24 protein-coding genes and 1 tRNA gene are annotated in these 22,427 nt (G+C 40.9%); 24 read left to right on the top strand and 1 reads right to left on the bottom strand.

The window, feature by feature from the left end; translation table 11 throughout:
• Nucleotides 1-2 precede the first annotated feature (2 nt).
• The 15 genes from hisG (at nt 3) to G8O30_RS11085 (ending at nt 12,659) form a co-directional block, all read left to right on the top strand.
• Entirely contained in the window at nt 3-632 is a 630-nt protein-coding gene (hisG, locus tag G8O30_RS11155) for an ATP phosphoribosyltransferase (RefSeq protein WP_239674547.1), read from the top strand.
• Entirely contained in the window at nt 632-1,906 is a 1,275-nt protein-coding gene (hisD, locus tag G8O30_RS11150; protein ID WP_239672133.1) for a histidinol dehydrogenase, read from the top strand. The genes hisG and hisD overlap by 1 nt, the downstream gene beginning before the upstream one ends.
• Nucleotides 1,907-1,908: 2 nt before the next feature.
• On the top strand, nt 1,909-2,496 hold the full coding sequence (gene hisB, locus G8O30_RS11145; protein WP_239672132.1) for an imidazoleglycerol-phosphate dehydratase HisB: 588 nt from the start codon (nt 1,909-1,911) through the stop codon (nt 2,494-2,496).
• On the top strand, nt 2,497-3,111 hold the full coding sequence (gene hisH / locus G8O30_RS11140; RefSeq protein ID WP_239672131.1) for an imidazole glycerol phosphate synthase subunit HisH: 615 nt from the start codon (nt 2,497-2,499) through the stop codon (nt 3,109-3,111).
• A complete protein-coding gene (gene hisA / locus G8O30_RS11135) occupies nt 3,108-3,848 on the top strand; it encodes a 1-(5-phosphoribosyl)-5-[(5-phosphoribosylamino)methylideneamino]imidazole-4-carboxamide isomerase (protein ID WP_239672130.1) in 741 nt (246 codons plus the stop codon). The genes hisH and hisA overlap by 4 nt, the downstream gene beginning before the upstream one ends.
• Nucleotides 3,838-4,596 carry an imidazole glycerol phosphate synthase subunit HisF gene (gene hisF, locus G8O30_RS11130; protein WP_239672129.1) on the top strand — a complete coding sequence of 253 codons (759 nt, stop codon included), beginning with the start codon at nt 3,838-3,840 and terminating at the stop codon, nt 4,594-4,596. Before hisA ends, hisF begins: the two co-directional genes overlap by 11 nt.
• Nucleotides 4,596-5,213: a bifunctional phosphoribosyl-AMP cyclohydrolase/phosphoribosyl-ATP diphosphatase HisIE gene (hisIE, locus tag G8O30_RS11125; RefSeq protein WP_239674546.1), complete on the top strand. Its 618-nt coding sequence runs from the start codon at nt 4,596-4,598 to the stop codon at nt 5,211-5,213. The genes hisF and hisIE overlap by 1 nt, the downstream gene beginning before the upstream one ends.
• A gap of 418 nt (nt 5,214-5,631) precedes the next feature.
• On the top strand, nt 5,632-7,152 hold the full coding sequence (locus G8O30_RS11120) for a tetratricopeptide repeat protein (protein WP_239672128.1): 1,521 nt from the start codon (nt 5,632-5,634) through the stop codon (nt 7,150-7,152).
• An 88-nt stretch (nt 7,153-7,240) separates the two neighbouring features.
• Nucleotides 7,241-8,185 (top strand): thioredoxin-disulfide reductase, encoded by a 945-nt coding sequence (trxB, locus tag G8O30_RS11115; protein WP_239672127.1) that lies wholly within the window; start codon nt 7,241-7,243, stop codon nt 8,183-8,185.
• Nucleotides 8,186-8,822: 637 nt separating this feature from the next.
• Nucleotides 8,823-9,290 (top strand): NUDIX hydrolase, encoded by a 468-nt coding sequence (locus G8O30_RS11110; protein ID WP_239672126.1) that lies wholly within the window; start codon nt 8,823-8,825, stop codon nt 9,288-9,290.
• Between the two features lie 3 nt (nt 9,291-9,293).
• On the top strand, nt 9,294-10,181 hold the full coding sequence (gene rapZ / locus G8O30_RS11105; RefSeq protein ID WP_239672125.1) for an RNase adapter RapZ: 888 nt from the start codon (nt 9,294-9,296) through the stop codon (nt 10,179-10,181).
• A complete protein-coding gene (locus G8O30_RS11100; protein ID WP_239672124.1) occupies nt 10,178-11,146 on the top strand; it encodes a gluconeogenesis factor YvcK family protein in 969 nt (322 codons plus the stop codon). Before rapZ ends, G8O30_RS11100 begins: the two co-directional genes overlap by 4 nt.
• A 24-nt stretch (nt 11,147-11,170) precedes the next feature.
• Nucleotides 11,171-12,127, top strand: a complete 957-nt coding sequence (gene whiA / locus G8O30_RS11095; protein ID WP_239672123.1) for a DNA-binding protein WhiA — start codon at nt 11,171-11,173, stop codon at nt 12,125-12,127.
• Between the two features lie 16 nt (nt 12,128-12,143).
• Entirely contained in the window at nt 12,144-12,404 is a 261-nt protein-coding gene (locus tag G8O30_RS11090; RefSeq protein ID WP_239672122.1) for an HPr family phosphocarrier protein, read from the top strand.
• 93 nt (nt 12,405-12,497) lie between these two features.
• Nucleotides 12,498-12,659 (top strand): hypothetical protein, encoded by a 162-nt coding sequence (locus G8O30_RS11085; RefSeq protein WP_239672121.1) that lies wholly within the window; start codon nt 12,498-12,500, stop codon nt 12,657-12,659.
• A 133-nt stretch (nt 12,660-12,792) separates the two neighbouring features.
• Here the strand turns inward: G8O30_RS11085 and clpP are convergent, their stop codons facing one another.
• Nucleotides 12,793-13,392, bottom strand: a complete 600-nt coding sequence (gene clpP / locus G8O30_RS11080) for an ATP-dependent Clp endopeptidase proteolytic subunit ClpP (RefSeq protein WP_239672120.1) — start codon at nt 13,390-13,392, stop codon at nt 12,793-12,795.
• A gap of 212 nt (nt 13,393-13,604) precedes the next feature.
• Here clpP and G8O30_RS11075 point away from each other — a divergent pair.
• The 9 genes from G8O30_RS11075 to secG all read left to right on the top strand — a co-directional run bounded on the left by G8O30_RS11075 (nt 13,605) and on the right by secG (nt 22,337).
• Nucleotides 13,605-13,676, top strand: a tRNA-Arg gene (locus tag G8O30_RS11075).
• A 633-nt stretch (nt 13,677-14,309) separates the two neighbouring features.
• Complete coding sequence (locus tag G8O30_RS16295) at nt 14,310-14,564, top strand: glutaredoxin family protein (protein WP_420844571.1); 255 nt, start codon at nt 14,310-14,312, stop codon at nt 14,562-14,564.
• Nucleotides 14,565-14,712: 148 nt separating this feature from the next.
• Entirely contained in the window at nt 14,713-15,768 is a 1,056-nt protein-coding gene (locus tag G8O30_RS11070) for a sugar-binding transcriptional regulator (RefSeq protein ID WP_239672119.1), read from the top strand.
• 15 nt (nt 15,769-15,783) lie between these two features.
• Nucleotides 15,784-16,791, top strand: a complete 1,008-nt coding sequence (gene gap, locus G8O30_RS11065; protein WP_239672118.1) for a type I glyceraldehyde-3-phosphate dehydrogenase — start codon at nt 15,784-15,786, stop codon at nt 16,789-16,791.
• A 245-nt stretch (nt 16,792-17,036) separates the two neighbouring features.
• On the top strand, nt 17,037-18,224 hold the full coding sequence (locus G8O30_RS11060; protein ID WP_239672117.1) for a phosphoglycerate kinase: 1,188 nt from the start codon (nt 17,037-17,039) through the stop codon (nt 18,222-18,224).
• A gap of 33 nt (nt 18,225-18,257) precedes the next feature.
• The gene (gene tpiA, locus G8O30_RS11055) at nt 18,258-19,013 is read left to right on the top strand and encodes a triose-phosphate isomerase (RefSeq protein ID WP_239672116.1); all 756 of its coding nucleotides are present in this window, start codon (nt 18,258-18,260) and stop codon (nt 19,011-19,013) included.
• Nucleotides 19,013-20,548, top strand: a complete 1,536-nt coding sequence (gene gpmI / locus G8O30_RS11050; RefSeq protein WP_239672115.1) for a 2,3-bisphosphoglycerate-independent phosphoglycerate mutase — start codon at nt 19,013-19,015, stop codon at nt 20,546-20,548. Before tpiA ends, gpmI begins: the two co-directional genes overlap by 1 nt.
• Before the next feature lie 24 nt (nt 20,549-20,572).
• Complete coding sequence (eno, locus tag G8O30_RS11045; RefSeq protein WP_239672114.1) at nt 20,573-21,865, top strand: phosphopyruvate hydratase; 1,293 nt, start codon at nt 20,573-20,575, stop codon at nt 21,863-21,865.
• A gap of 241 nt (nt 21,866-22,106) precedes the next feature.
• Complete coding sequence (gene secG, locus G8O30_RS11040; protein ID WP_239672113.1) at nt 22,107-22,337, top strand: preprotein translocase subunit SecG; 231 nt, start codon at nt 22,107-22,109, stop codon at nt 22,335-22,337.
• Nucleotides 22,338-22,427: the final 90 nt, after the last annotated feature.

The following is a 22,427-nucleotide window of genomic DNA, read 5'->3' as shown; positions in this document are numbered from 1 at the left end:
GTATGTTAACAATTGCGATGCCAAAAGGGCGTATTTTTGAAGAAGCAGTTGGGTTAATGAGAGAAGCAGATTTTCAACTGCCTGAAGAATTTAATGAAGGTCGTAAACTAATTATTGAAGTACCCAACGAGCAATTACGATTTATCCTTGCGAAACCAACAGACGTTGCAACGTATGTAGAGCACGGCGTTGCGGACCTTGGAATTGCTGGTAAAGATGTATTATTAGAAGAAGATCGCGTGGTCTATGAGCTGGTAGACTTAAAAATTAGTGAGTGTTATTTAGCAGTTGCTGGTTTACCCAACACAGAAATGAGTACGGTAGCACCTCGTATTGCTACTAAATATCCACGCATTGCTACGAATTACTTCCGTGAACAAGGCGAGCAAGTCGAAATCATTCCTTTAAACGGTTCGATTGAATTGGCTCCTTTAATTGGATTGGCTGATCGTATCGTGGATATTGTGTCCACAGGAAGAACGCTTGTAGAAAATGGACTTGTGGAGTATGAGAAGATGATTGAAGTGACTTCTCGTTTAATTGTTAACCCGGTTAGTTATCGCATACACGATGAGCGAATTGAAGAAATTGTAGATCGCTTATCTGCTGTTATTGAAAGGAAGGAAATGTGATGAGAATAGAACAATTATCGTCATCTATTTCAATTAAACGTGATATTGATCAAGGAACAGAAGAACAACGTAAAGTGGTAACCTCTATTATATCTGATGTGAAGACTAGAGGAGATCAAGCTCTTTTAGATTACACGCAAAAATTTGATGGTGTTACGCTTTCGAATCTTTTTGTTACAAAAGAAGAGATTGAAGAAGCTTACAAGCTCGTTGATGATGAAATGATATCTATTATTAAAGAAGCGACAGACAATATCCGTGAATATCATGAACTTCAACGCCGTGAATCTTGGATGATGGAAAGATCAGATGGAACAAGACTTGGTCAAAAAATCACTAGTTTAGATGCTGTTGGTCTATACGTACCTGGTGGAACAGCTGCGTATCCTTCCTCTGTGTTAATGAACGTCATCCCAGCACAAGTGGCAGGTGTGGAACGTATCGTCTTGGTTTCTCCGCCTCAGCGTGAAACAGGCATGTTGCCTCCAGCTGTGTTAGTTGCTGCAGACATGGCAGGGGTAACCGAAATGGTTAAAGTCGGTGGGGCACAAGCTATCGCAGCTTTAGCTTACGGAACAGAATCCATTCCACCAGTAGATAAGATTACAGGTCCAGGAAACATTTATGTTGCTTTAGCGAAACGAGAAGTGTTTGGGATGGTCGATATTGATATGATTGCAGGACCGAGCGAAATCGTTGTCCTAGCAGATGAGACAGCGAGTGCTGCAGAAGTAGCTGCAGACTTATTATCTCAAGCGGAGCACGATGCTTTATCTAGTGCTGTATTGGTTACGACGAGTAAGAGATTAGCAGAAAACGTAGCAGAAGAAGTGGAAGCGCAATTGTCTACACTTCCGCGAGAAGAAATAGCTCGAGAATCGATTGAACAAAACGGAGTCATTTACCTCGCTTCATCTATGCAAGAAGCTGTGCAAGCCGTTAACTCACTTGCTCCAGAACACTTGGAAATCATGACAGATGATGCGGAGTCCATAGCAGAAGGCATCCGACATGCAGGCGCGATTTTCATTGGTCGCTATAGTTCAGAACCTGTGGGTGACTACTTTGTTGGAACGAACCACGTGTTACCGACGAACGGAACAGCACGTTTTTCAAGTCCGTTATCAGTAGACGATTTTATCAAGAAATCTAGTATCATTATTTATAGTAAAGAAGCGATGGAACAGAATGCAGCGAAGATTGCTTCGTTTGCAAGAGAAGAAAAACTAGAAGCACACGCACGCGCTGTAGAAATACGATTAAAAGGGGAATGAACATGAAAAGAACGTCAACCATTTCACGTACAACTGGTGAAACATCGATTGATTTAACACTAGACTTAGATGGAACAGGTCAAGGGACGATTGAAACGCCAGTTCCATTTTTATCTCATATGCTTGATTTATTTCGTCGTCACGGATTAATGGATTTAACGGTACAAGCAAAAGGCGATGTGGAAGTAGACGATCACCACACGACAGAAGATGTAGGAATTGTGCTTGGTCAAGCAATTAGAGAAGCAGTTGGGGACAAAAAAGGAATCAAGCGTTACGGACAAGCTTGGGTACCGATGGATGATGCGTTAGCACATGCCGTAGTAGATTTTAGTAACCGACCACATTTGGAATTCCGTGTGAATTTACCAAGTCAAAAAGTAGGAACATTTGATACGGAGCTTGTGTATGAATTTATGTGGAAACTAGCGATTGAAGCTAGAATAAATCTACATATCAACGTTCCTTATGGTCACAATACACACCACATTATTGAAGCGGTGTTTAAAGCAGTAGCTCGTGCCATTGACGATGCAACGCAAATTGACCCACGTGTGACAGGAGTTCCTTCTACGAAAGGATTGTTATAAATGATTGCCATTATTGACTACGGAATGGGTAACTTATTCTCGGTAGAAAAAGCACTTGAAAGAATAGGTGTTGAAACGATAATTACAAGTGACATAGCAGAGCTTGAGAAAGCAGATGGATTACTACTGCCGGGAGTTGGAGCTTTTCCAGATGCTATGGATCAGTTAGAGAAACACGGATTAGTAGAATTCTTACAAACTACGAAGCAACCTTTACTAGGTATTTGTTTAGGTATGCAGTTGCTATTTGAGAAAAGTACCGAGGTGCGCGAAACGAAAGGACTTGGCTTATTAAAAGGTTCCATCGTTCGTTTTCCAGAGTCTGCTGATTTGAAAATACCTCACATGGGATGGAATGATTTATCCTTCGTCGGTAATCATCTAATAGTGAAAACTGTCGATACTGGTTATACGTACTTTGTTCACTCGTTTTATGCTAGTGAGTTAGATACAGCGGACATTCAAGCAACAGCGGAATACGGAGTAACAGTTCCAGCTGTAGTAGCTCGCAGGAACGTGATGGGAATGCAGTTCCATCCGGAAAAGAGTAGTGTCCTAGGCATGCAGTTGTTACGCAATTTTGTCCAATTAGTAGAAAAGGGGGAAAATCTATGACATTCGAATTGTATCCGGCGATAGATATGCGCGGTGGAAAGTGTGTACGCTTATTGCAAGGGGATTATGACAAAGAAACGGTGTATGGAGATTCTCCATTTGATATGGCGAAAACTTTTGTGGAACAAGGTGCAAGCTGGATTCACATGGTTGACTTGGACGGTGCCAAAGCAGGTAAACGAGTAAATGACGCGTATCCTATTCAAGTAGCGAAAGAGCTTGGTGCACGAGTGCAAATCGGTGGAGGTATCCGGGAGGAATCGGACATTGAGTTCTATTTAACAAACGGTGTCGACCGAGTAATCATTGGTAGCTTGGCAGTTTCGCAACCTGAAGTAGTGTTGAAATGGGTAGAGCAATATAAGGAGAGAATCGTCATTGGTTTAGATGCAAAAGACGGGTTTGTTGCCACGCATGGTTGGATAGAAACATCGTCTGTAAAAGCAGTAGATATTGGAAAAGAATACGCTAAAGCTGGCGTCCAGAATATCATTTTCACGGATATCGCAACAGACGGAACACTTGCTGGACCAAACGTAGCTGCAAACGTCGAACTGGCAGAAGCAACTGGTGTACATGTTATTGCTTCTGGTGGTGTAAGTTCTCTTGCTGATTTGAGACAACTAGCGAGTTACACATCCAAAGGTGTTGCTGGTGCGATTATGGGTAAATCACTATATGAAAACCGCTTTACTGTAAAAGAAGCGTTAGCGGAGGTACAAAACTATGCTCGCTAAACGCATTATTCCTTGTTTAGATGTGAAAGATGGACGAGTTGTAAAGGGAATCCAGTTCGTCTCCATTCGTGACGCTGGTGACCCAGTTGAACTGGCTAAAGTCTATGACGAGGAAGGTGCAGATGAACTAGTATTCTTAGATATTTCTGCTTCTCATGAGGGTCGTAAAACAATGGTGGAAGTGGTAAGAGAAGTTGCAGCGACACTTGCTATTCCATTTACCGTTGGTGGCGGAATTAACTCTTTGGAAGATATGAAACGAATTTTACGTGCAGGTGCTGATAAGATTTCCCTTAATACAGCAGCAGTACTTCGTCCAGAGTTAATTACAGAAGGAGCAGATTTCTTTGGATCTCAATGTATCGTGGTAGCTATTGATGCACGTTTTGATGATGCAAAAGGTACGTGGATGGTCTATACACACGGTGGTCGAAAAGAAACAGAGTGGGATGTCATTAGCTGGGCGAAAGAAGCTGTGAAACGCGGAGCAGGTGAAATTCTTTTAACTAGTATGGATGCAGATGGGGAAAAAAGTGGTTTTAATATTGAACTGACAAAAGCCGTAACATCTGCAGTTCGCGTTCCTGTTATCGCGTCTGGTGGAGCAGGTTCAGCAGAAGATTTTGTAGAAGTTTTTGAGAAAGCCGACGCGGATGCAGGGCTTGCAGCTTCTATTTTTCACTATAACGAAACGAGCGTGGAAAACGTTAAACAACATCTTCGCGAGAAAGGAGTGCACGTACGATGATGGATTTATCCAAAGTAAAATTTGATGAAAAAGGCTTAATTCCTGCCATTGTGCAAGATGCAGAGTCGAAAAAAGTATTAACTCTTGCCTATATGAATGAAGAGAGTCTTCAAAAAACGATTGAAACAAAAGAAACGTGGTTTTGGAGCCGCTCTCGACAAGAATTGTGGCATAAAGGAGCCACTAGCGGAAACACACAAAAAGTTGTTACTTTAGCATTGGATTGTGACCAAGATGCGCTAGTAGTGGAAGTGCAGCCTGCCGGGCCAGCATGCCATACGGGGGCTGAGACTTGTTTCCATGAAGAAGTGATTGCTGGAGGATCGGAGAAAGATGTTTCTTTCTTATTGAAGTTAGAGAATGTAATTAAGGAACGCCAACAAACGATGCCAGAAGGAGCTTACACAACGTACTTATTTGAAAAAGGCATCGATAAAATGCTGAAAAAAGTAGGGGAAGAAGCTGCTGAAGTAATCATCGGTGCAAAGAACCGAGACCGTGAAGAAGTGAAATGGGAATCAGCTGATTTACTTTTCCATCTGATGGTGGTACTTCGTGAGCAAGGCATTGAATTCTCAGAAGTGGTAGACGTGTTGAAAGAACGTCACGCAAAATAATTGTAAAGCTACCTAGCGTTGGATGCTGGGTAGCTTTTTTTGTTACGTGACCTGTAACAACTCACCGCTCGCCACGTGATGTGGCTTGCCTTTAGATGAGTCTCCTTTAAAACCAAGGGATGCAATGACGATAGGGTTCCTTGGCGAAGCGTGCAAAGGGATGCAAAGCAAAAAAAAGGAGTTTAGGGTCCTGTGGCAAGGAGCACCAAGGGATGCAAGAGCCACAAAAGGAGCATAGGGTCCATTGATGAAGCGCGCCGAAGCAACCAATAACCCAAAACAGAAAGTACCTCTCAACTCGTTCACCAACTACATCCATATATTCACTTCTTTTCTTCCTTCCCCCACCTTTCTTTTACCAGCATACAATGATAAAATAAGACAGTTAAACATGTCAGAAACGGTGAGTGGGGGGACTATGAGAAAAGACATAAGGCTTCGTCGGAAACAAGAAAAAGGACAAATAGTATCCTTCCATCCGACTGGAGAATATTACTTCCATAGAGGCATCACAGCATACCACCGCCGAGAGTTAGCGAAGGCGAAAAGGTATCTAGAACGCGCTCGCGAATTAGAACCATTAGAACCAACAATATCAACGCAACTAGCTATTTTATATACAGAGTTAGGCTTTTTTGAAAAATCCAATGAACTACTTTTAGAAGTAATGGATGATTTGGATCCATACATGAAAGAGTGCCTATACTTTATTGCTAATAATTATGCTCATCTCGGATGGTTCCGAGAAGCATATCAATATGCCACAAGATATTTAACCGTTGAACCTACTGGTGAATTTGCGGAAGATGCGGAAGATCTAATTGAACTAGTAGAGATGGACGCTGGTGATCTTCTTGGTGATGAAGAGGAAGAAGACGAATTAATTTATAAACAAGAACAAGCACGACAATTAATTGCAGATGGAAAGTATGATGAAGCAATCGCATTGCTAAATGAAGTTATTCAGGAACACCCGGAATTCTGGTCTGCATATAATAATCTTTCCTTAGCCTTTTTCCATTCTGGTCAAATCCAAAAGAGTTTTGAGATTTTAGACGAGGTGTTAGATAAGAATCCAGGTAATCTCCATGCTAGATGTAATTTGGCTGTTCTTTTCTATTACGAAGGAAAAAAAGATGAGGTGGATGCAGTACTAAGAGGTCTCCGAATTGTTCGTCCAATTTTACAAGAGCATCGTTATAAGCTGGGAGCAACGTTTGCTTTGCTAGGCTATTATGAAGATGCATACAAGTGGTTAAAGCTACTTGCTCGTAAAGGATATGAAGGGGACGGAGCGTTTTACTATTGGTTATCCATTACTTCTCACCAATTAGGATTTACAAGAGAAGCAGAATACTATTGGAAGAAAGTTGTGGAACAAGATCCAGAGAAAGCAGGAGAAGAACCATGGTTAATGGATAACATTCAAATCCATGAGGAAGATCCTTATTACATTATGGCTTTAGTCACAAGCGAAGATACAGTGGAAATTATGTATGGGTTATTCCTTTTATCTCAATTATCTTCTCAAGAAAAGCGAAAGCTGATTTTAGAAAATGCTCCAGTACAGCAACTTCCAATGATGGAGAAGGCTTACCTTGCTTATATTCTAAAAAGAGATCCGGCGGCAGAAGAACAGGAAGATTTATTACCAATGTTTACTTTCGTTCATGATACAGCAATTTTGCTAAGTCAAGAGCTCTTTGGAGAGGATAAAGAGTATAAACCTGTAATTTTAATGTGGTTCTCCGTATTTTTAAGAGGTGTTGCAAGTGGACACACTTTCAAGAATGAAAAAGCCTACGCATCGGCTTTACAAGTGGTATGGCATCAATTATCAGGCCAAAAAACAACAATAAAAGAATGGGCTACCCTTTACGGTGTTTCACCTTCAACAGTAAGTAAGTATTGCAAGGTAATTAAAGAATTGTTATCGTGAGCAGAAAAATGTTCAATTCCGATAAAGTTCGATACTATATAAGCAAATGCTAATGTTATAAGTGATATATCGAAGGAGTGAAATCAACATGTCAGAAGAAAAAATTTATGATGTAGCTATTATTGGTGCTGGTCCAGCAGGAATGACAGCAGCTGTTTACACATCTCGTGCTAACTTATCAACAGTTATGATTGAGCGTGGTGTACCAGGTGGACAAATGGCGAATACAGAAGAAGTAGAAAACTATCCAGGTTACGACCATATTCTTGGACCAGACCTATCAAATAAGATGTTCGAACATGCGAAAAAATTTGGTGCAGAATATGCTTATGGCGATATTAAAGAAATCGTAGATGGAGAAGAGCTTAAAACAGTTAAAACTTCTTCTAAAGAGTTCAAAGCTCGCTCCGTTATTATTACAACTGGTGCAGAATACAAGAAAATCGGTGTCCCGGGTGAAAAAGAACTAGGTGGACGCGGAGTTTCTTACTGTGCGGTTTGTGATGGAGCTTTCTTTAAAGGGAAAGAGCTTGTCGTTGTAGGGGGAGGAGACTCTGCAGTAGAAGAAGGAGTTTACCTAACTCGTTTTGCTGAGAAGGTGACAATTGTGCATCGTCGTGAGGAGCTTCGTGCGCAAAAGATCCTGCAACAACGTGCTTTTGATAATGAAAAAGTAGACTTCATCTGGAATCATACAGTGAAAGAAATAAATGAAGCTAACGGGAAAGTAGGTTCCGTAACATTAGTTTCTACTGAGAACGGGGAAGAAACAGAATTTAAAGCAGATGGCGTGTTTATCTATATTGGGATGGTTCCTTTAACAAAGCCATTCGAAAATTTAGGTATTATGAACGAAGCCGGATATATCGAAACAAACGACAAGATGGAAACAAAAGTACCGGGTATCTTTGCAGCTGGAGATGTGCGTGAAAAAACACTTCGCCAAATCGTAACGGCAACTGGTGACGGAAGTATTGCTGCTCAAACGGCTCAACACTATGTAGAAGAGCTAGTGGAGAAACTAAAAGCATAATTCGCAATCAAAACGTCACTTCATTTTAACGGTAATGAAATCCAATTGACACATTGGTTTGCTATTCTAAGGAAGAGAATTGACCCCCTTAGAATACTTTTGGAGCCACCAGTATAGAAGACACTGGTGGCTCCTTTTTTTGTTGCGTGAACGGCAACAACTCATCGTTAGCCACGTGATGTGGCTTGCTCTTAGGTGAGTCTCCTTAAACTCACGAAGGGCGAGGAAAATCTAAGCTAGGAGAGAATAAGAGCGTCTTAAACTCATGAAGCGCGAGGGAAATCGAAGCTAGGAGAGAATAAGAGCGTCTTAAACTCACGAAGCGCAAGGAAAATCGAAGCTAGGAGAGAATAAGAGGGTCTTAAACTCATGAAGCACGAGGAAAATCGAAGCTAGGAGAGAATAAGAGGGTCTTAAACCCATGAAGCGCAAGGAAAATCCAAGCTAGGAGAGAATAAGAGGGTCTTAAACTCACGAAGTGCGAGGAAAATGTAAGCTAGGAGAGAATAAACATGAATGAAAGACACACCAGATAAAGTTGTCTATATTTCACGTTACATTTTGTTCATTCTCTAGTACAATAATAGTATACTTATAAGAATAGATCATAATTGCTATATATAGGTAGGTGAAAGCTATGCAACGCGTAACTAATTGCGTTTTTACTCAAGATGATTCCGTATTAATGCTGCAAAAACCCCGTCGGAACTGGTGGGTCGCTCCAGGTGGCAAGATGGAACAAGGGGAACATATTGCACAAGCAGTGTTCCGTGAGTTTTCAGAAGAAACAGGGCTTCGTATTGAGGGGCATACACTTTCGTCTGTCCTCACTTATATCATTAAAGATAAAGACAATCATATTGTAAATGAATGGATGATGTTCACTTTTAAAGCATCCAATGCAACAGGTACCGTCTTGGAAACCACAGAAGAAGGAATTCTTTCTTGGCAACCGATAGAAGCCATTAAGACTCTGCCGATGGCTGAAGGAGACCGCAAGTTGATTGACCATGCACTACATGGGACAGGAATTCTTTCTGGTACATTAGAGTACACAGAGGATTTTCGACTGCTACATGCAGAATATTTTCATACGGAGGTGTAAGGGATGAGTACAGGATCTTCTACAACACAGTTGGTAATTATTACAGGAATGTCTGGTGCTGGTAAAACAGTAGCTATTCAAAGTTTTGAGGACCTAGGTTTCTTCTGTGTAGATAACTTACCTCCAACGCTCCTTTCCAAATTTTTAGAACTGATGAAAGAGTCAGGTTCAAAAATGAATAAAGTAGCGCTTGTAATGGACTTACGTGGACGAGAATTTTTTGACCATTTGTTTCAAGCATTGGATGAAATGACAGAGGTAGACTGGGTTACTCCTCAAATATTATTTTTAGATGCAGCAAATGAAGTGTTAGTTAGGCGATATAAAGAAACTCGTCGTACACACCCATTAGCTCCATCTGGTTTACCGTTAGAAGGAATTGAGCAAGAACGCAAATTGTTAGAAGAGCTTAAAGGAAGAGCACAAGTCACGTATTACACTTCCGCGATGAAACCTCGTGAACTTCGAGAACGTATCATAAAAGAATTCTCTTCTACTACCCAATCTACATTTACCGTAAATGTGATGTCATTTGGTTTCAAGTATGGAATACCAATTGACGCTGACTTAGTATTTGATGTCAGATTCTTGCCAAACCCTCACTACATTGACTCTATGAGACCAAAAACAGGACTAGATCAAGAAGTGTATGACTACGTTTGTAAATGGTCAGAAACACAGAAATTTTTTGAAAAAACGACGGATCTCCTTTCCTTTATGTTACCTCAATATAAAAGAGAAGGAAAAAGTCAACTAGTTATCGCAATAGGCTGTACGGGTGGTCAACATCGATCTGTAGCATTAACAGAGAGATTTGCTGAATATTTTAAGTCTGATTATCATACGGTGATTAATCATAGAGATATTGAACGCAGGAAGGACCCGAAATGAGTACGCGTCAAAAGAAAGTAGTAGTAATTGGAGGTGGGACAGGACTTCCTGTGTTGCTTAGGGGATTAAAGCATCATCCTGTCTGTCTTTCCGCAATTGTTACGGTTGCAGATGATGGAGGAAGTTCTGGTAGATTGCGAAAAGATTTAGACATTCCGCCTCCAGGTGATATTAGAAATGTTTTAGCAGCTTTGTCAGATGTAGAACCTCTAGTGGAGCAAATGTTTCAACATCGATTTAAAACGAGCAACGAGCTTGCTGGACATTCATTAGGTAACCTAATCATTGCAGCGATGACGAATATTACTGGTGACTTTGTACATGCAGTACAGGAAATGAGTAAAGTCTTAAATGTTCGTGGTACAGTATTACCTGCCGCGAGAGAGAGCGTTGTTTTACATGCAGAAATGTCAGATGGAACAATTGTTAGTGGTGAGTCTGCCATTCCTTTAGCAAAAAAGGAAATTAAACGTGTTTTTTTAACACCTGCTAAAGTAGAAACAGTTCCTGAAACATTACAAGCAATAGAAGAAGCAGATTTAATTTTAATAGGGCCTGGAAGTTTGTACACAAGTATAATCCCAAATTTGCTTGTACCAGGTATTCAAACAGCGTTACAAAATGCAAAAGCAGAGAAGATTTATATTTGTAACCTAATGACACAACTTGGAGAGACGCTCCACTACTCAGCAAGTGATCATATTGAAGCACTCTTCCATCATTTAGGTGGCAAATTTATTGATACAATTTTAGTTAATAATGAGCAAGTTCCTATAGACATCTTAGAACAATACAAAGAGGAATTAGCGCAACCGGTTGTTTTTGATATAGAAAGGCTTCAAGAACTTGGATTGAATGTCATGATAGAAGATATCTTAACGTACCAAGGCGGATATCTACGTCATAAAACGGACCGCGTAGCTAAGCTTTTAGTAGAAAGGCTAGCGCAATCACCGCGCTCTTAACTCCCGTGAAAGGAGGGGGTTTCTGTGTCATTCGCATCGGAAACCAAAAAAGAATTAACAAATATCGAAGTAAAAGATTGCTGTGCAAAAGCAGAATTATCGGCATTGATTCGTATGAACGGATCGTTGTCATTTTCGAATAGATCATTAGTGGTAGACGTTCAAACAGAAAATGCTGCTATTGCAAGAAGAATTTATACACTTATAAAACGTTCTTATTTCGTGCAAGTAGAGTTATTGGTACGAAAAAAAATGCGTTTAAAAAAGAACAACGTCTATATTGTACGTTTAAAGGAGCAAGCGAGAGATATATTAGAAGACCTTCACATTCTAGGAGAAGGATTTACGTTTGTTCATAATATTTCAGCGAAACTTGTTCAAAAGAAATGCTGTAAACGATCTTATTTAAGAGGAGCTTTTTTAGCAGGTGGATCCGTAAATAATCCAGAAACATCGTCTTATCACTTAGAGATTTTCTCTCTTTACCACGAACATAATGAAGCGTTGCGTGAACTAATGAACTCGTTTGGCTTGAATAGCAAGACGCTAGAGAGAAAAAAAGGATTTATTACGTACCTAAAAGAAGCAGAAAAAATTACAGAATTTCTAACAATTATAGGTGCCCACTCAGCGCTACTGCGATTTGAAGATGTGCGTATCGTTAGAGATATGAGAAATTCAGTAAATCGTTTAGTTAACTGTGAAACAGCAAACTTGAATAAAACCATTGGAGCAGCTTTGCGCCAAGTGGAAAATATAAAATTTATTGAACGCTCAGTTGGGCTGCAAGTTTTACCAGAAAAGTTGCGCGAAATTGCAGAGCTCCGCGTAAACTATCAAGACGTGACGTTAGCTGAGTTAGGGGAAATGGTACAGGGGACAAAAATTAGTAAATCAGGTATCAATCATCGTCTAAGAAAAATCGATGACATTGCTGAAAAATTACGAGCTGGAGATATGTCGATCATATCTTCTAATTAACAAGGGGGATGCGAGAATGGTAACACGTGAAGTAGAAGTTGGGCTAAAAACAGGTTTGCAAGCAAGACCGGCAGCATTATTTGTACAGGAGTCTAATCGATTCAAGTCAGATATTTATCTGCAAAAATCAGGTAAAAAAGTTAATGCTAAAAGTATCATGGGTCTAATGAGCTTGGCAATAACAACTGGAACCACAATTACATTAATTGCGGAAGGTACAGATGAAGTAGAAGCGATTGAAACGTTATCATCATTCGTTACTGGTGTAGAAGCATAATCGAAAAACTAGAGAGAATTCTCTAGTTTTTTTCGTATACCAAACTTAGATAAAGTGAAAACTAATAAAACTAATCTAGGGGAGGTATGTGACATGTATAGAGGAAGACGAAACCACCGTCATGAAGCAGCGTATATAAATGACGAGGCGTTTATTCATCAAGACACGATGGGATATATCGCGCCAACAACTATTACTGCCAGTGATATGTTGGAGAGGCTTGAGAGAGAAGAAAGAGAGTCGCAATCTGACTAACCTTGTCAGAAAAAAGTTGATCAAACGTTTGATTAATGGATAGAAGGTGACTCATCTAAAGGTAAGCCACTACCGATGAGTTGTTACAGATCACGTAATAAAAAAAGCTCCCAATTAATTGGGAGCTTTTTACTTACTTCTTCTCTGATAAGTCGTTACGTGTTACGATTTGGTCAATTAAACCATATTCTTTCGCACGTTCCGCTGTCATAAAGTTATCACGCTCTGTGTCACGGCCAATTACTTCAAGAGGTTGACCTGTACGCTCAGAAAGGATACCGTTTAATTTCTCACGAAGGAATAGGATTCGCTTAGCAGCGATTTCAATTTCTGTCGCTTGACCCTGTGCTCCACCAAGTGGTTGGTGAATCATTACTTCTGCGTTTGGAAGGGCAAACCGTTTACCTTCCGCACCAGCTGCAAGAAGGAATGCACCCATAGAAGCTGCCATACCGATACAGATTGTTTGTACATTTGGTTTAATATACTGCATTGTATCGTAGATTGCCATACCAGCTGTAATGGAACCACCTGGAGAGTTGATGTATAGAGAGATATCTTTATCAGGATTCTCTGTTTCTAAGAATAGAAGTTGCGCTACAATCGAGTTAGCAACATTATCATCAATTGCTGATCCAAGCATGATGATTCGATCTTTTAGTAGGCGAGAGTAAATGTCGTACGCACGCTCACCGCGGTTAGTTTGCTCAATAACTGTTGGAATTAAGTTCATCTGAAATTCCTCCTCCAAAGCAATTTATCATTCTTCATGACTTTTCCAGTCGTTACTCCATACTATACAATGTAGGTCAAAAAAGGTCAAACAATAAGCGACCTCTTTTTTCGACACTAGAACATTTGAACATTATGGACAAAATGGGAAAACCTTATACGTTAGGAAGTTGCACAAATTTGTATTCTTCCTTATAATTAATAAGGTTCTTGGTCTCCGTAGTGTAATGGATAACACGTAAGATTCCGGTTCTTAAAATGGGGGTTCGATTCCCTCCGGGGGCATAATGAGTAGCTATCCACTTTGGTGGATGGCTATTTTTCTATACTTATATTAGGGATGTCGTTTTAAACATTCGAAACCAGAAGAAACTTAATCCTCCGAGAGAATAAGAGCGTCTTAAACTCATGAAGGGCGAGGAAAATGGGAGCTAGGAGAGAATAAGAGCGTCTTAAACTCATGAAGGGCGAGGAAAATGGGAGCTGGGAGAGAATAAGAGCGTCTTAAACTCATGAAGCGCGAGGAAAATGGGAGCTAGGAGAGAATAAGAGCGTCTTAAACTCATGAAGCGCGAGGGAAATGGATGCTAGGAAAGAATAAAGGCTCTCTATACGCTTCTGGAGAGAGAAATCCCAAGTTGAGAAGAGAATAGAGGCCCTCTATACGCATCTGGAGAGAGGAATCCCAAGTTGAGAAGAGAATAGAGGCCCTCTATACGCATCTGGAGAGAGGGATTCCGAGCTGAGAAGAGAATAGAGAGGTTCTATACGCATCTGGAAAGAGGAATCCCAAGTTGAGAAGAGAATAAGAGCGTCCTATACTCATCTGGAGAGAAGCACCTCGATTTGAGAAGAGATTAGAAATTCGTAAACTTACTTTATATAAATAATCATATACTAAAAGGAGCCAACTTCATTATGAAACTCACTCTAGACTTCTACACCAGACCCCAATGCAACCTGTGCGATGAAGCTTATCACCTTCTTCAACTTTTTCAAGATGACTGGGGTTTCGAACTCAGCGTCCGAGATATTTCTACCAATGACACTTGGACAGAAGAGTATGGGCTTCGAATACCTGTCCTTAAATATAAAGATCTACTAATAGATGAGGGACAATTCGACCTCGACATAATAAGAAAACGTTTACATGATTTGTCAAGTGAAAATTAGTTGAAAGTTAAAAAAGTCCCTGTTAAAATAAAAAATGTAGCAGGGCTTATTTTTTTGTATCGAGTGGGACATAATACGTCTAGTGTGGACATAATTTGACCCACCGTTCACAGTCACGTCCCAATACATAGAAAAAAGGAGCTTCTGCATGCATGAGTTAATAGAGATTCAGAAAAAGCTGCTCCCTGACTTGATTGCAACATTGACCAAGAGGTATCAGATCCTTCGCTCTATTCGTTTCATGGAACCGGTGGGCAGACGAAGTTTAGCGCAGAATTTAGGGATGACGGAAAGGGTTTTACGCTCAGAAGTAGATTTCCTAAAAGACCAAGGTTTAATCGAGGTAAAAAGTGCTGGAATGAACACGACGGTCGATGGGCAGACAACTTTATTTCAACTTGAAGGTATGATGAGAGAATTTTCGGGTATAAACGTAATGGAGGAAGAAATCCGTCAACGTTTTACGCTCAGAAAAGTCGTCATCGTCCCTGGAGACAGTGATGAGTCGCCTTGGGTGAAAGAAGAGTTGGGAAGAGCAACAGTTTTACGAATGAAAGAGTATCTAGCGGGGAATAATATCATCGCTGTTACTGGTGGTACGACGATGTCGGCCATCGCAGATCAATTAACTCCAGGACTTACTTCTGATCCTTTACTATTTGTACCGGCTAGAGGTGGAATTGGAGAAGATGTCCGTAACCAAGCCAATACAATTTGCGCAAGAATGGCAGAACGTGCTGGTGTGTCTCATCGTGTCTTATATATGCCAGACCAAGTGAGTGAAGAGGTATATGCTTCTTTTGTGAAAGAACCATCCATTAATGAAGTTCTTTCGCTCATTCAGCATGCCAACATGGTTATTCATGGAATTGGTGATGCCTTCACGATGGCGAAAAGACGAAATACGAATGAGCAGGACCTAGAAAAATTACAGGAAGAAAAAGCAGTCGGAGAAGCATTTGGTTACTACTTTAATGAAGTAGGAGAAGTTGTCCACAAAGTATTAACAGTTGGATTACAACTCGACCAATTAGCAACAATCCCGAATGTCATCGCTGTAGCAGGTGGTGCTTCCAAAGGGAAGGCTATTGCAGCCTATTTACAAAGTGCCCCTCCGAATACAACATTAATTACAGACGAGGGTGCAATGAATACGCTTTTGAAAGGGAATTCCCCTTTTGAAATAAATTCCTTAAACGATTAAAGGAGGAAACAAATCATGGCAGTAAAGATTGGTATTAACGGTTTTGGTCGTATCGGACGTAACGTTTTCCGTGCAGCACTAAACAATTCAGAGGTAGAGGTTGTTGCAATCAACGACTTAACAGATGCAGACATGCTTGCTCATCTATTAAAATATGATACAGTTCACGGAAAGCTTGACGCTGAAGTAACTGTAGACGGAAGCAACCTAGTTGTTAACGGTAAGACAATTGCTGTAACAGCTGAGCGTGACCCTGCGAAACTTGCTTGGGGCGACAGAGGTGTTGAAATCGTTGTGGAATCAACTGGTTTCTTCACTAAGCGTGCAGATGCTGCGAAACACATCGAAGCAGGCGCGAAAAAAGTTATCATCTCTGCACCAGCAACTGACGAAGATATCACAATCGTTATGGGTGTTAACGAAGACAAGTACGATGCAGCTAGCCACGATGTAGTGTCTAACGCTTCTTGTACTACTAACTGTTTAGCTCCATTCGCGAAAGTTCTTAACGACAAGTTCGGAATCAAACGCGGTATGATGACGACAGTTCACTCTTACACAAATGACCAACAAATCCTAGACTTACCACATAAAGACTACCGTCGTGCTCGTGCGGCAGCTGAAAACATCATCCCTACTTCTACGGGTGCTGCGAAAGCTGTATCACTAGTACTTCCTGAGTTAAAAGGTAAATTAAACGGTGGAGCTATGCGTGTTCCAACTCCTAACGTTTCTCTAGTTGACCTTGTTGCAGAACTTGATAAAGATGTAACTGCAGAAGAAATCAACTCAGCTCTTAAAGAAGCAGCAGAAGGTCCATTAAAAGGAATCCTTGGATACTCTGAAGAGCCACTAGTATCTGGTGACTACAATGGTAACACTGCATCTTCTACAATTGATGCACTTTCTACAATGGTTATGGAAGGTAGCATGGTGAAAGTTATCTCTTGGTACGATAACGAAACTGGTTACTCTAACCGTGTAGTAGACCTAGCTAAATACATGGCTGCAAAAGGTCTTTAATTCTTACGTAACAACGTTTACGAAAATGTAATATGACTTGCTCTCTTATGGTTGGAAGAATGCAAGCGAAAGCTCTATAATGTAGTGGTGATGGGGAGAGGGACTATTTCCTCTCCCCTATTTTTTATTGCGAGATGTACCGGTTCACCACGTGGCTTCTCGTCACGTAAACGGTAGGTGAAACTAGTAACTATCGCAAAACAATGCTTCACCCTACAACCTTTCGATTAAAAGGAGGTTCACTCATGAACAAGAAATCAATTCGTGACATCAATGTAAAAGGTCAACGTGTATTTGTACGTGTAGATTTCAACGTGCCAATGAAAGATGGCCAAATCACAGACGAAACTCGTATCCAAGCAGCAATCCCTACTATTAAGCACCTAGTGGATCAAGGTGCAAAAGTTATCCTTGCTTCTCACTTAGGTCGTCCTAAAGGACAAGTAGTAGAAGAATTACGTTTAACTCCTGTAGCAAAGCGTCTTTCAGAAGTATTAGGTCAAGATGTGAAAAAAGTAGATGAAGCACATGGTCCAGTAGCACTTGAAGCGGTTAACGCTCTTCAAGAAGGAGAAGTTCTTCTACTTGAAAACGTTCGTTTCTATGCTGGTGAAGAGAAAAACGATGCGGAACTTGCAAAAGCATTTGCAGAACTTGCAGATGTGTATGTAAATGATGCATTCGGTGCAGCTCACCGTGCACATGCTTCTACAGAGGGTATTGCACACCATGTTGAGACAGCTGTTTCTGGTCTTTTAATGGAGAAAGAATTAGATGTACTTGGTAAAGCGCTATCTAACCCAGATCGTCCATTCACTGCAATTATCGGTGGATCTAAAGTAAAAGACAAAATCGGTGTCATTGATAACCTACTTGATAAAGTAGACAACATCATCATCGGTGGTGGTCTTGCTTACACGTTCATCAAAGCGCGTGGATATGAAGTTGGTAAGTCTCTTCTTGAGGAAGACAAACTAGACTTAGCGAAATCTTTCATGGACAAAGCAAAAGCTAATGGAGTTAACTTCTACATGCCAGTTGATGTCATTGTTGCAGATGACTTCTCTAATGATGCAAACACGCAAATCGTTCCAATTGAAGAGATTCCTGCTGAGTGGGAAGGTCTAGATTGTGGACCAAAATCTCGTGAAATCTATGCAGATGTAATCAAAAACTCTAAGTTAGTAATCTGGAATGGTCCTCTAGGAGTATTCGAGATGGATACATTCGCAGGCGGAACGAAAGCTGTAGCAGAAGCATTAGCGTCTTCTCCTGATACATACTCTGTCATCGGTGGTGGCGACTCAGCGGCAGCTGTAGAAAAATTCGGTCTTGCAGATAAAATGAGCCACATCTCTACTGGTGGTGGAGCTTCCCTTGAGTTTATGGAAGGTAAAGAGCTTCCAGGAGTTGTAGCATTAAACGATAAGTAAGAAACAAATTTATCACAAAAGGAGTGGTTGAACATGCGTAAACCAATTATCGCAGGTAACTGGAAAATGCATAAAACATTAGCGGAAGCTGTATCTTTCGTTGATGAAGTAAAACAATCCGTTCCATCTAAGACGGAAGTTGACAGTGTAATCTGTGCACCTTCCTTATTCTTAGGACAGTTAGTGGAAGCGACTAAGTCTACTGATGTAGCGATTGGTGCTCAAAATATGCACTTCGAAAAGAGTGGAGCGTTCACTGGCGAAGTTAGCCCAGTAGCACTTCAAGACCTTGGTGTACAATACGTAATCTTAGGTCACTCAGAGCGTCGTGAACTATTTGCTGAAACAGATGAGTCTGTAAACGCAAAAACAAAAGCAGCGTTTGCACATGGATTGGTTCCTATCGTATGTGTAGGAGAATCTTTGGAGCAACGTGAAGCTGGTCAAACAAACGGTTTAGTTGGAGACCAAGTAACAAAAGCTCTTGCAGGTTTAACTGCTGAGCAAGTAAAAGAAACAGTTATCGCTTATGAGCCAATTTGGGCTATCGGTACTGGTAAATCTTCTACTGCAGAAGATGCGAACGAAGTGTGTGCACACATTCGTAAAGTAGTTGCAGAACTTTACTCTCAAGACGTAGCGGATGCAGTACGCATTCAATACGGTGGTTCTGTAAAACCAGCTAACATCAAAGAATACATGGCTCAACCTGATATCGATGGTGCTTTAGTAGGTGGGGCTAGCTTAGAAGCTCCTTCTTACCTAGCGTTATTGGAGGAAGGTAAGTAATGACAAAAGCTCCTGTTGCCTTAATCATCTTAGACGGTTTTGCACTACGTGATGAGACAAAAGGGAACGCTGTGACACATGCGAAAAAGCCAAACTTTGATCGTTATTGGAATCAGTACCCTCATAACTCATTGATTGCTGCTGGTGAAGCAGTTGGTCTACCTGAAGGCCAGATGGGTAACTCAGAAGTAGGTCACTTAAACATTGGTGCAGGTCGTGTTGTATATCAAAGTTTAACTCGCGTAAACATCGCTATTCGCGAAGGTGAGTTCGAACAAAACGATACGTTCTTAGCTGCAATCAAGCATGCAAAAGAAAACCGTACGGCACTACACTTAATGGGACTTCTATCAAACGGTGGAGTTCACAGTCACATTGAACACTTGTATGCACTACTTCGTTTAGCTGCCAAGGAAGGTCTAACAGAAGTATACGTACATGGATTCTTAGATGGCCGTGACGTAGCACCACAATCTGCGAAGGAATTCGTTCCTCAAGCAGAAGCAACGATGAAAGAAATCGGTGTAGGGCAATTTGCTTCGATTTCTGGACGTTACTATTCTATGGACCGCGACAAGCGCTGGGAGCGTGTAGAGAAATCTTATCGCTCTATGGTATATGGAGAAGGTCCTAGCTACACATCAGCAATGGACGTAGTAACAGATTCCTATGCGAATGAAATTTATGATGAGTTCGTTTTACCATCTGTTATTACAAAAGAAAATGGAGAGCCAGTTGCGACAGTTAAAGATAACGACGCAGTTATCTTCTATAATTTCCGTCCAGACCGTGCCATCCAAATTTCTAACACGTTCACGAACAAAGACTTCCGTTCTTTCGATCGTGGAGAACAACATCCTGAAAACCTTCACTTTGTATGCTTAACGCATTTCAGTGAAACAGTTGATGGATACGTTGCGTTTAAACCTTCTAACCTAGATAACACGTTAGGAGAAGTTCTTTCACAGAACGGTTTAAAACAACTTCGTATTGCAGAAACAGAAAAGTACCCTCACGTAACGTTCTTTATGAGCGGTGGTCGTGAAGCAGAATTCCCTGGAGAAGAGCGTATCTTGATAGCTTCACCAAAAGTTGCAACATACGACTTACAACCAGAAATGAGTGCTTATGAAGTGACGGATGCACTTTTAGGAGAAATTGCTGCTGACAAGCATGACGCAATTATCTTAAACTTTGCAAACCCAGACATGGTTGGTCACTCTGGAATGCTTGAACCGACTGTGAAAGCAATCGAAACAGTTGATGAGTGTCTTGGTAAAATTGTAGACGCAATTATTGCTAAAGGTGGAACAGCGATCATTACTGCAGACCATGGTAATGCAGATGAAGTTACTACACTGGAAGGCAATCCAATGACGGCTCACACAACAAACCCAGTACCAGTAATTGTTACAAAAGATGGTGTTACTCTGCGTGACGGTGGAATTTTAGGAGATTTAGCTCCAACAGTTCTTGACCTGTTAAATGTAGAAAAGCCAAGTGAAATGACTGGAACAACATTACTTAAAAAATAATTTTCTTTGAAGGAGAGATTTTACATGCCATTCATTACAGAAGTATACGCACGCGAAGTATTAGATTCTCGTGGTAATCCAACAGTTGAAGTAGAAGTTTACACGCAATCAGGCGCTTTCGGACGCGCACTTGTTCCATCTGGAGCATCTACTGGTGAGTACGAAGCAGTAGAACTACGCGACGGCGACAAAGACCGTTACCTAGGTAAAGGTGTTCTTAAAGCAGTAGAAAACGTAAACGAAGTAATCGCTGAAGAAATCATTGGTTGGGACGTTCTTGACCAAGTAGGTATCGACAACGCGATGATCGCTCTTGATGGTACAGAAAACAAAGGTAAACTAGGAGCTAACGCTATCCTTGGTGTATCTATGGCTGTAGCACATGCTGCTGCTGATTACCTTGGAGTAGAACTTTACCAATACCTTGGTGGATTCAACGCGAAGCAACTTCCAGTACCAATGATGAACATCATCAACGGTGGAGAGCATGCTGATAACAACGTTGACATTCAAGAATTCATGGTTATGCCAGTAGGAGCTCCTAACTTCCGTGAAGCTCTTCGTATGGGTGCGGAAATCTTCCACAGCCTAAAATCAGTTCTTAAATCTAAAGGTTATAACACTGCTGTAGGTGACGAAGGTGGATTCGCTCCTAACCTAGGTTCTAACGAAGAAGCTCTTCAAACAATCATCGAAGCAATTGAAAAAGCTGGTTACAAGCCAGGCGAAGAAGTTATGCTTGCAATGGACGTTGCAGCTTCTGAGCTATTCAACAAAGAAGACGGTAAATACCACCTTTCTGGAGAAGGTAAAGTATTCACTTCTGAAGAATTCGTTAACTTCTACGAAGAAATGGTTAACAAATACCCAATCATCTCTATTGAAGATGGTCTAGATGAAAACGACTGGGAAGGTCACAAACTTCTAACTGAGCGTGTTGGACACAAAGTTCAATTAGTAGGTGATGATCTATTCGTTACAAACACGAAAAAACTTGCTGAAGGTATTGAAAAAGGAATCGGTAACTCTATCCTTATCAAAGTTAACCAAATCGGTACACTTACTGAAACGTTTGATGCTATTGAAATGGCAAAACGCGCTGGTTACACAGCAGTAATCTCTCACCGTTCTGGTGAAACAGAAGACAGCACAATTGCTGACATCGCTGTTGCAACGAACGCTGGTCAAATCAAGACTGGTGCTCCATCTCGTACGGACCGTGTTGCGAAATACAACCAACTTATCCGTATTGAAGACGGTCTTGCTGACACAGCTCAATACTTAGGATTAAACGCGTTCTACAACGTTAAGCGCTAATTCCTTTTAAGAAAACCACCGAGTGTTGCTCGGTGGTTTTGTTATGTGATCGGTAACAACTCAAAGTTGTCCTCGTGATATGACCTGTTCTTAGTTGAGTACCTTTTTGAGAAAACTTTGGCGTGATAGTAGAAGAGTTTACAAACACGTAACAGTTATCAAAACATTTTTACATTGTCCACTATAAATAGATATGGTAAAATAAGAAATATTGCATTGTACGTCTCAGGAGGTGGGTCTCATGCATGGTTTCTTAGTAATCTTATTAGTGATCGTATGCATTAGCTTAATCGCTGTTGTATTACTTCAGTCAGGTAAGAGTGCTGGTTTATCTGGTGCGATCTCTGGTGGAGCTGAGCAGCTATTCGGTAAGCAAAAGGCGAGAGGAATGGATTTAGTTCTACATCGTATTACGATTGTTCTATCTGTTCTGTTCTTTGTTTTAACGATTGCTGTAGCATTTTTTGCGTAATGAACGTACAAAATCCTGGCCCAGGCGGTCAGGATTTTTTCGTGGTGTGGGAATTTAATGCGTCTTGCGGATCACTTGAGTGAGGAAAAA

It is taken from the genome of Mangrovibacillus cuniculi (assembly GCF_015482585.1).
GTDB lineage: Bacteria > Bacillota > Bacilli > Bacillales > R1DC41 > Mangrovibacillus > Mangrovibacillus cuniculi.
The sequence above is the reverse complement of the archived record's forward strand: the minus strand, read 5'-3'. Positions and strand labels throughout refer to the sequence as shown.

Bases quoted from the DNA above. Each gene is read 5' to 3' on its own strand.
- hisD (WP_239672133.1), top strand. From the start codon at position 632: ATGAGAATAGAACAATTATCGTCATCTATTTCAATTAAACGTGATATT.
- trxB (WP_239672127.1), top strand. From the start codon at position 7,241: ATGTCAGAAGAAAAAATTTATGATGTAGCTATTATTGGTGCTGGTCCA.
- hisB (WP_239672132.1), top strand. From the start codon at position 1,909: ATGAAAAGAACGTCAACCATTTCACGTACAACTGGTGAAACATCGATT.
- G8O30_RS11085 (WP_239672121.1), top strand. From the start codon at position 12,498: ATGTATAGAGGAAGACGAAACCACCGTCATGAAGCAGCGTATATAAAT.
- hisH (WP_239672131.1), top strand. From the start codon at position 2,497: ATGATTGCCATTATTGACTACGGAATGGGTAACTTATTCTCGGTAGAA.
- G8O30_RS11070 (WP_239672119.1), top strand. From the start codon at position 14,713: ATGCATGAGTTAATAGAGATTCAGAAAAAGCTGCTCCCTGACTTGATT.
- secG (WP_239672113.1), top strand. From the start codon at position 22,107: ATGCATGGTTTCTTAGTAATCTTATTAGTGATCGTATGCATTAGCTTA.
- tpiA (WP_239672116.1), top strand. From the start codon at position 18,258: ATGCGTAAACCAATTATCGCAGGTAACTGGAAAATGCATAAAACATTA.
- G8O30_RS11100 (WP_239672124.1), top strand. From the start codon at position 10,178: ATGAGTACGCGTCAAAAGAAAGTAGTAGTAATTGGAGGTGGGACAGGA.
- G8O30_RS16295 (WP_420844571.1), top strand. From the start codon at position 14,310: ATGAAACTCACTCTAGACTTCTACACCAGACCCCAATGCAACCTGTGC.
- hisIE (WP_239674546.1), top strand. From the start codon at position 4,596: ATGGATTTATCCAAAGTAAAATTTGATGAAAAAGGCTTAATTCCTGCC.
- clpP (WP_239672120.1), bottom strand. From the start codon at position 13,392: ATGAACTTAATTCCAACAGTTATTGAGCAAACTAACCGCGGTGAGCGT.
- G8O30_RS11090 (WP_239672122.1), top strand. From the start codon at position 12,144: ATGGTAACACGTGAAGTAGAAGTTGGGCTAAAAACAGGTTTGCAAGCA.
- G8O30_RS11060 (WP_239672117.1), top strand. From the start codon at position 17,037: ATGAACAAGAAATCAATTCGTGACATCAATGTAAAAGGTCAACGTGTA.
- G8O30_RS11120 (WP_239672128.1), top strand. From the start codon at position 5,632: ATGAGAAAAGACATAAGGCTTCGTCGGAAACAAGAAAAAGGACAAATA.
- hisA (WP_239672130.1), top strand. From the start codon at position 3,108: ATGACATTCGAATTGTATCCGGCGATAGATATGCGCGGTGGAAAGTGT.
- eno (WP_239672114.1), top strand. From the start codon at position 20,573: ATGCCATTCATTACAGAAGTATACGCACGCGAAGTATTAGATTCTCGT.
- hisF (WP_239672129.1), top strand. From the start codon at position 3,838: ATGCTCGCTAAACGCATTATTCCTTGTTTAGATGTGAAAGATGGACGA.
- G8O30_RS11110 (WP_239672126.1), top strand. From the start codon at position 8,823: ATGCAACGCGTAACTAATTGCGTTTTTACTCAAGATGATTCCGTATTA.
- gap (WP_239672118.1), top strand. From the start codon at position 15,784: ATGGCAGTAAAGATTGGTATTAACGGTTTTGGTCGTATCGGACGTAAC.
- rapZ (WP_239672125.1), top strand. From the start codon at position 9,294: ATGAGTACAGGATCTTCTACAACACAGTTGGTAATTATTACAGGAATG.
- gpmI (WP_239672115.1), top strand. From the start codon at position 19,013: ATGACAAAAGCTCCTGTTGCCTTAATCATCTTAGACGGTTTTGCACTA.
- hisG (WP_239674547.1), top strand. From the start codon at position 3: ATGTTAACAATTGCGATGCCAAAAGGGCGTATTTTTGAAGAAGCAGTT.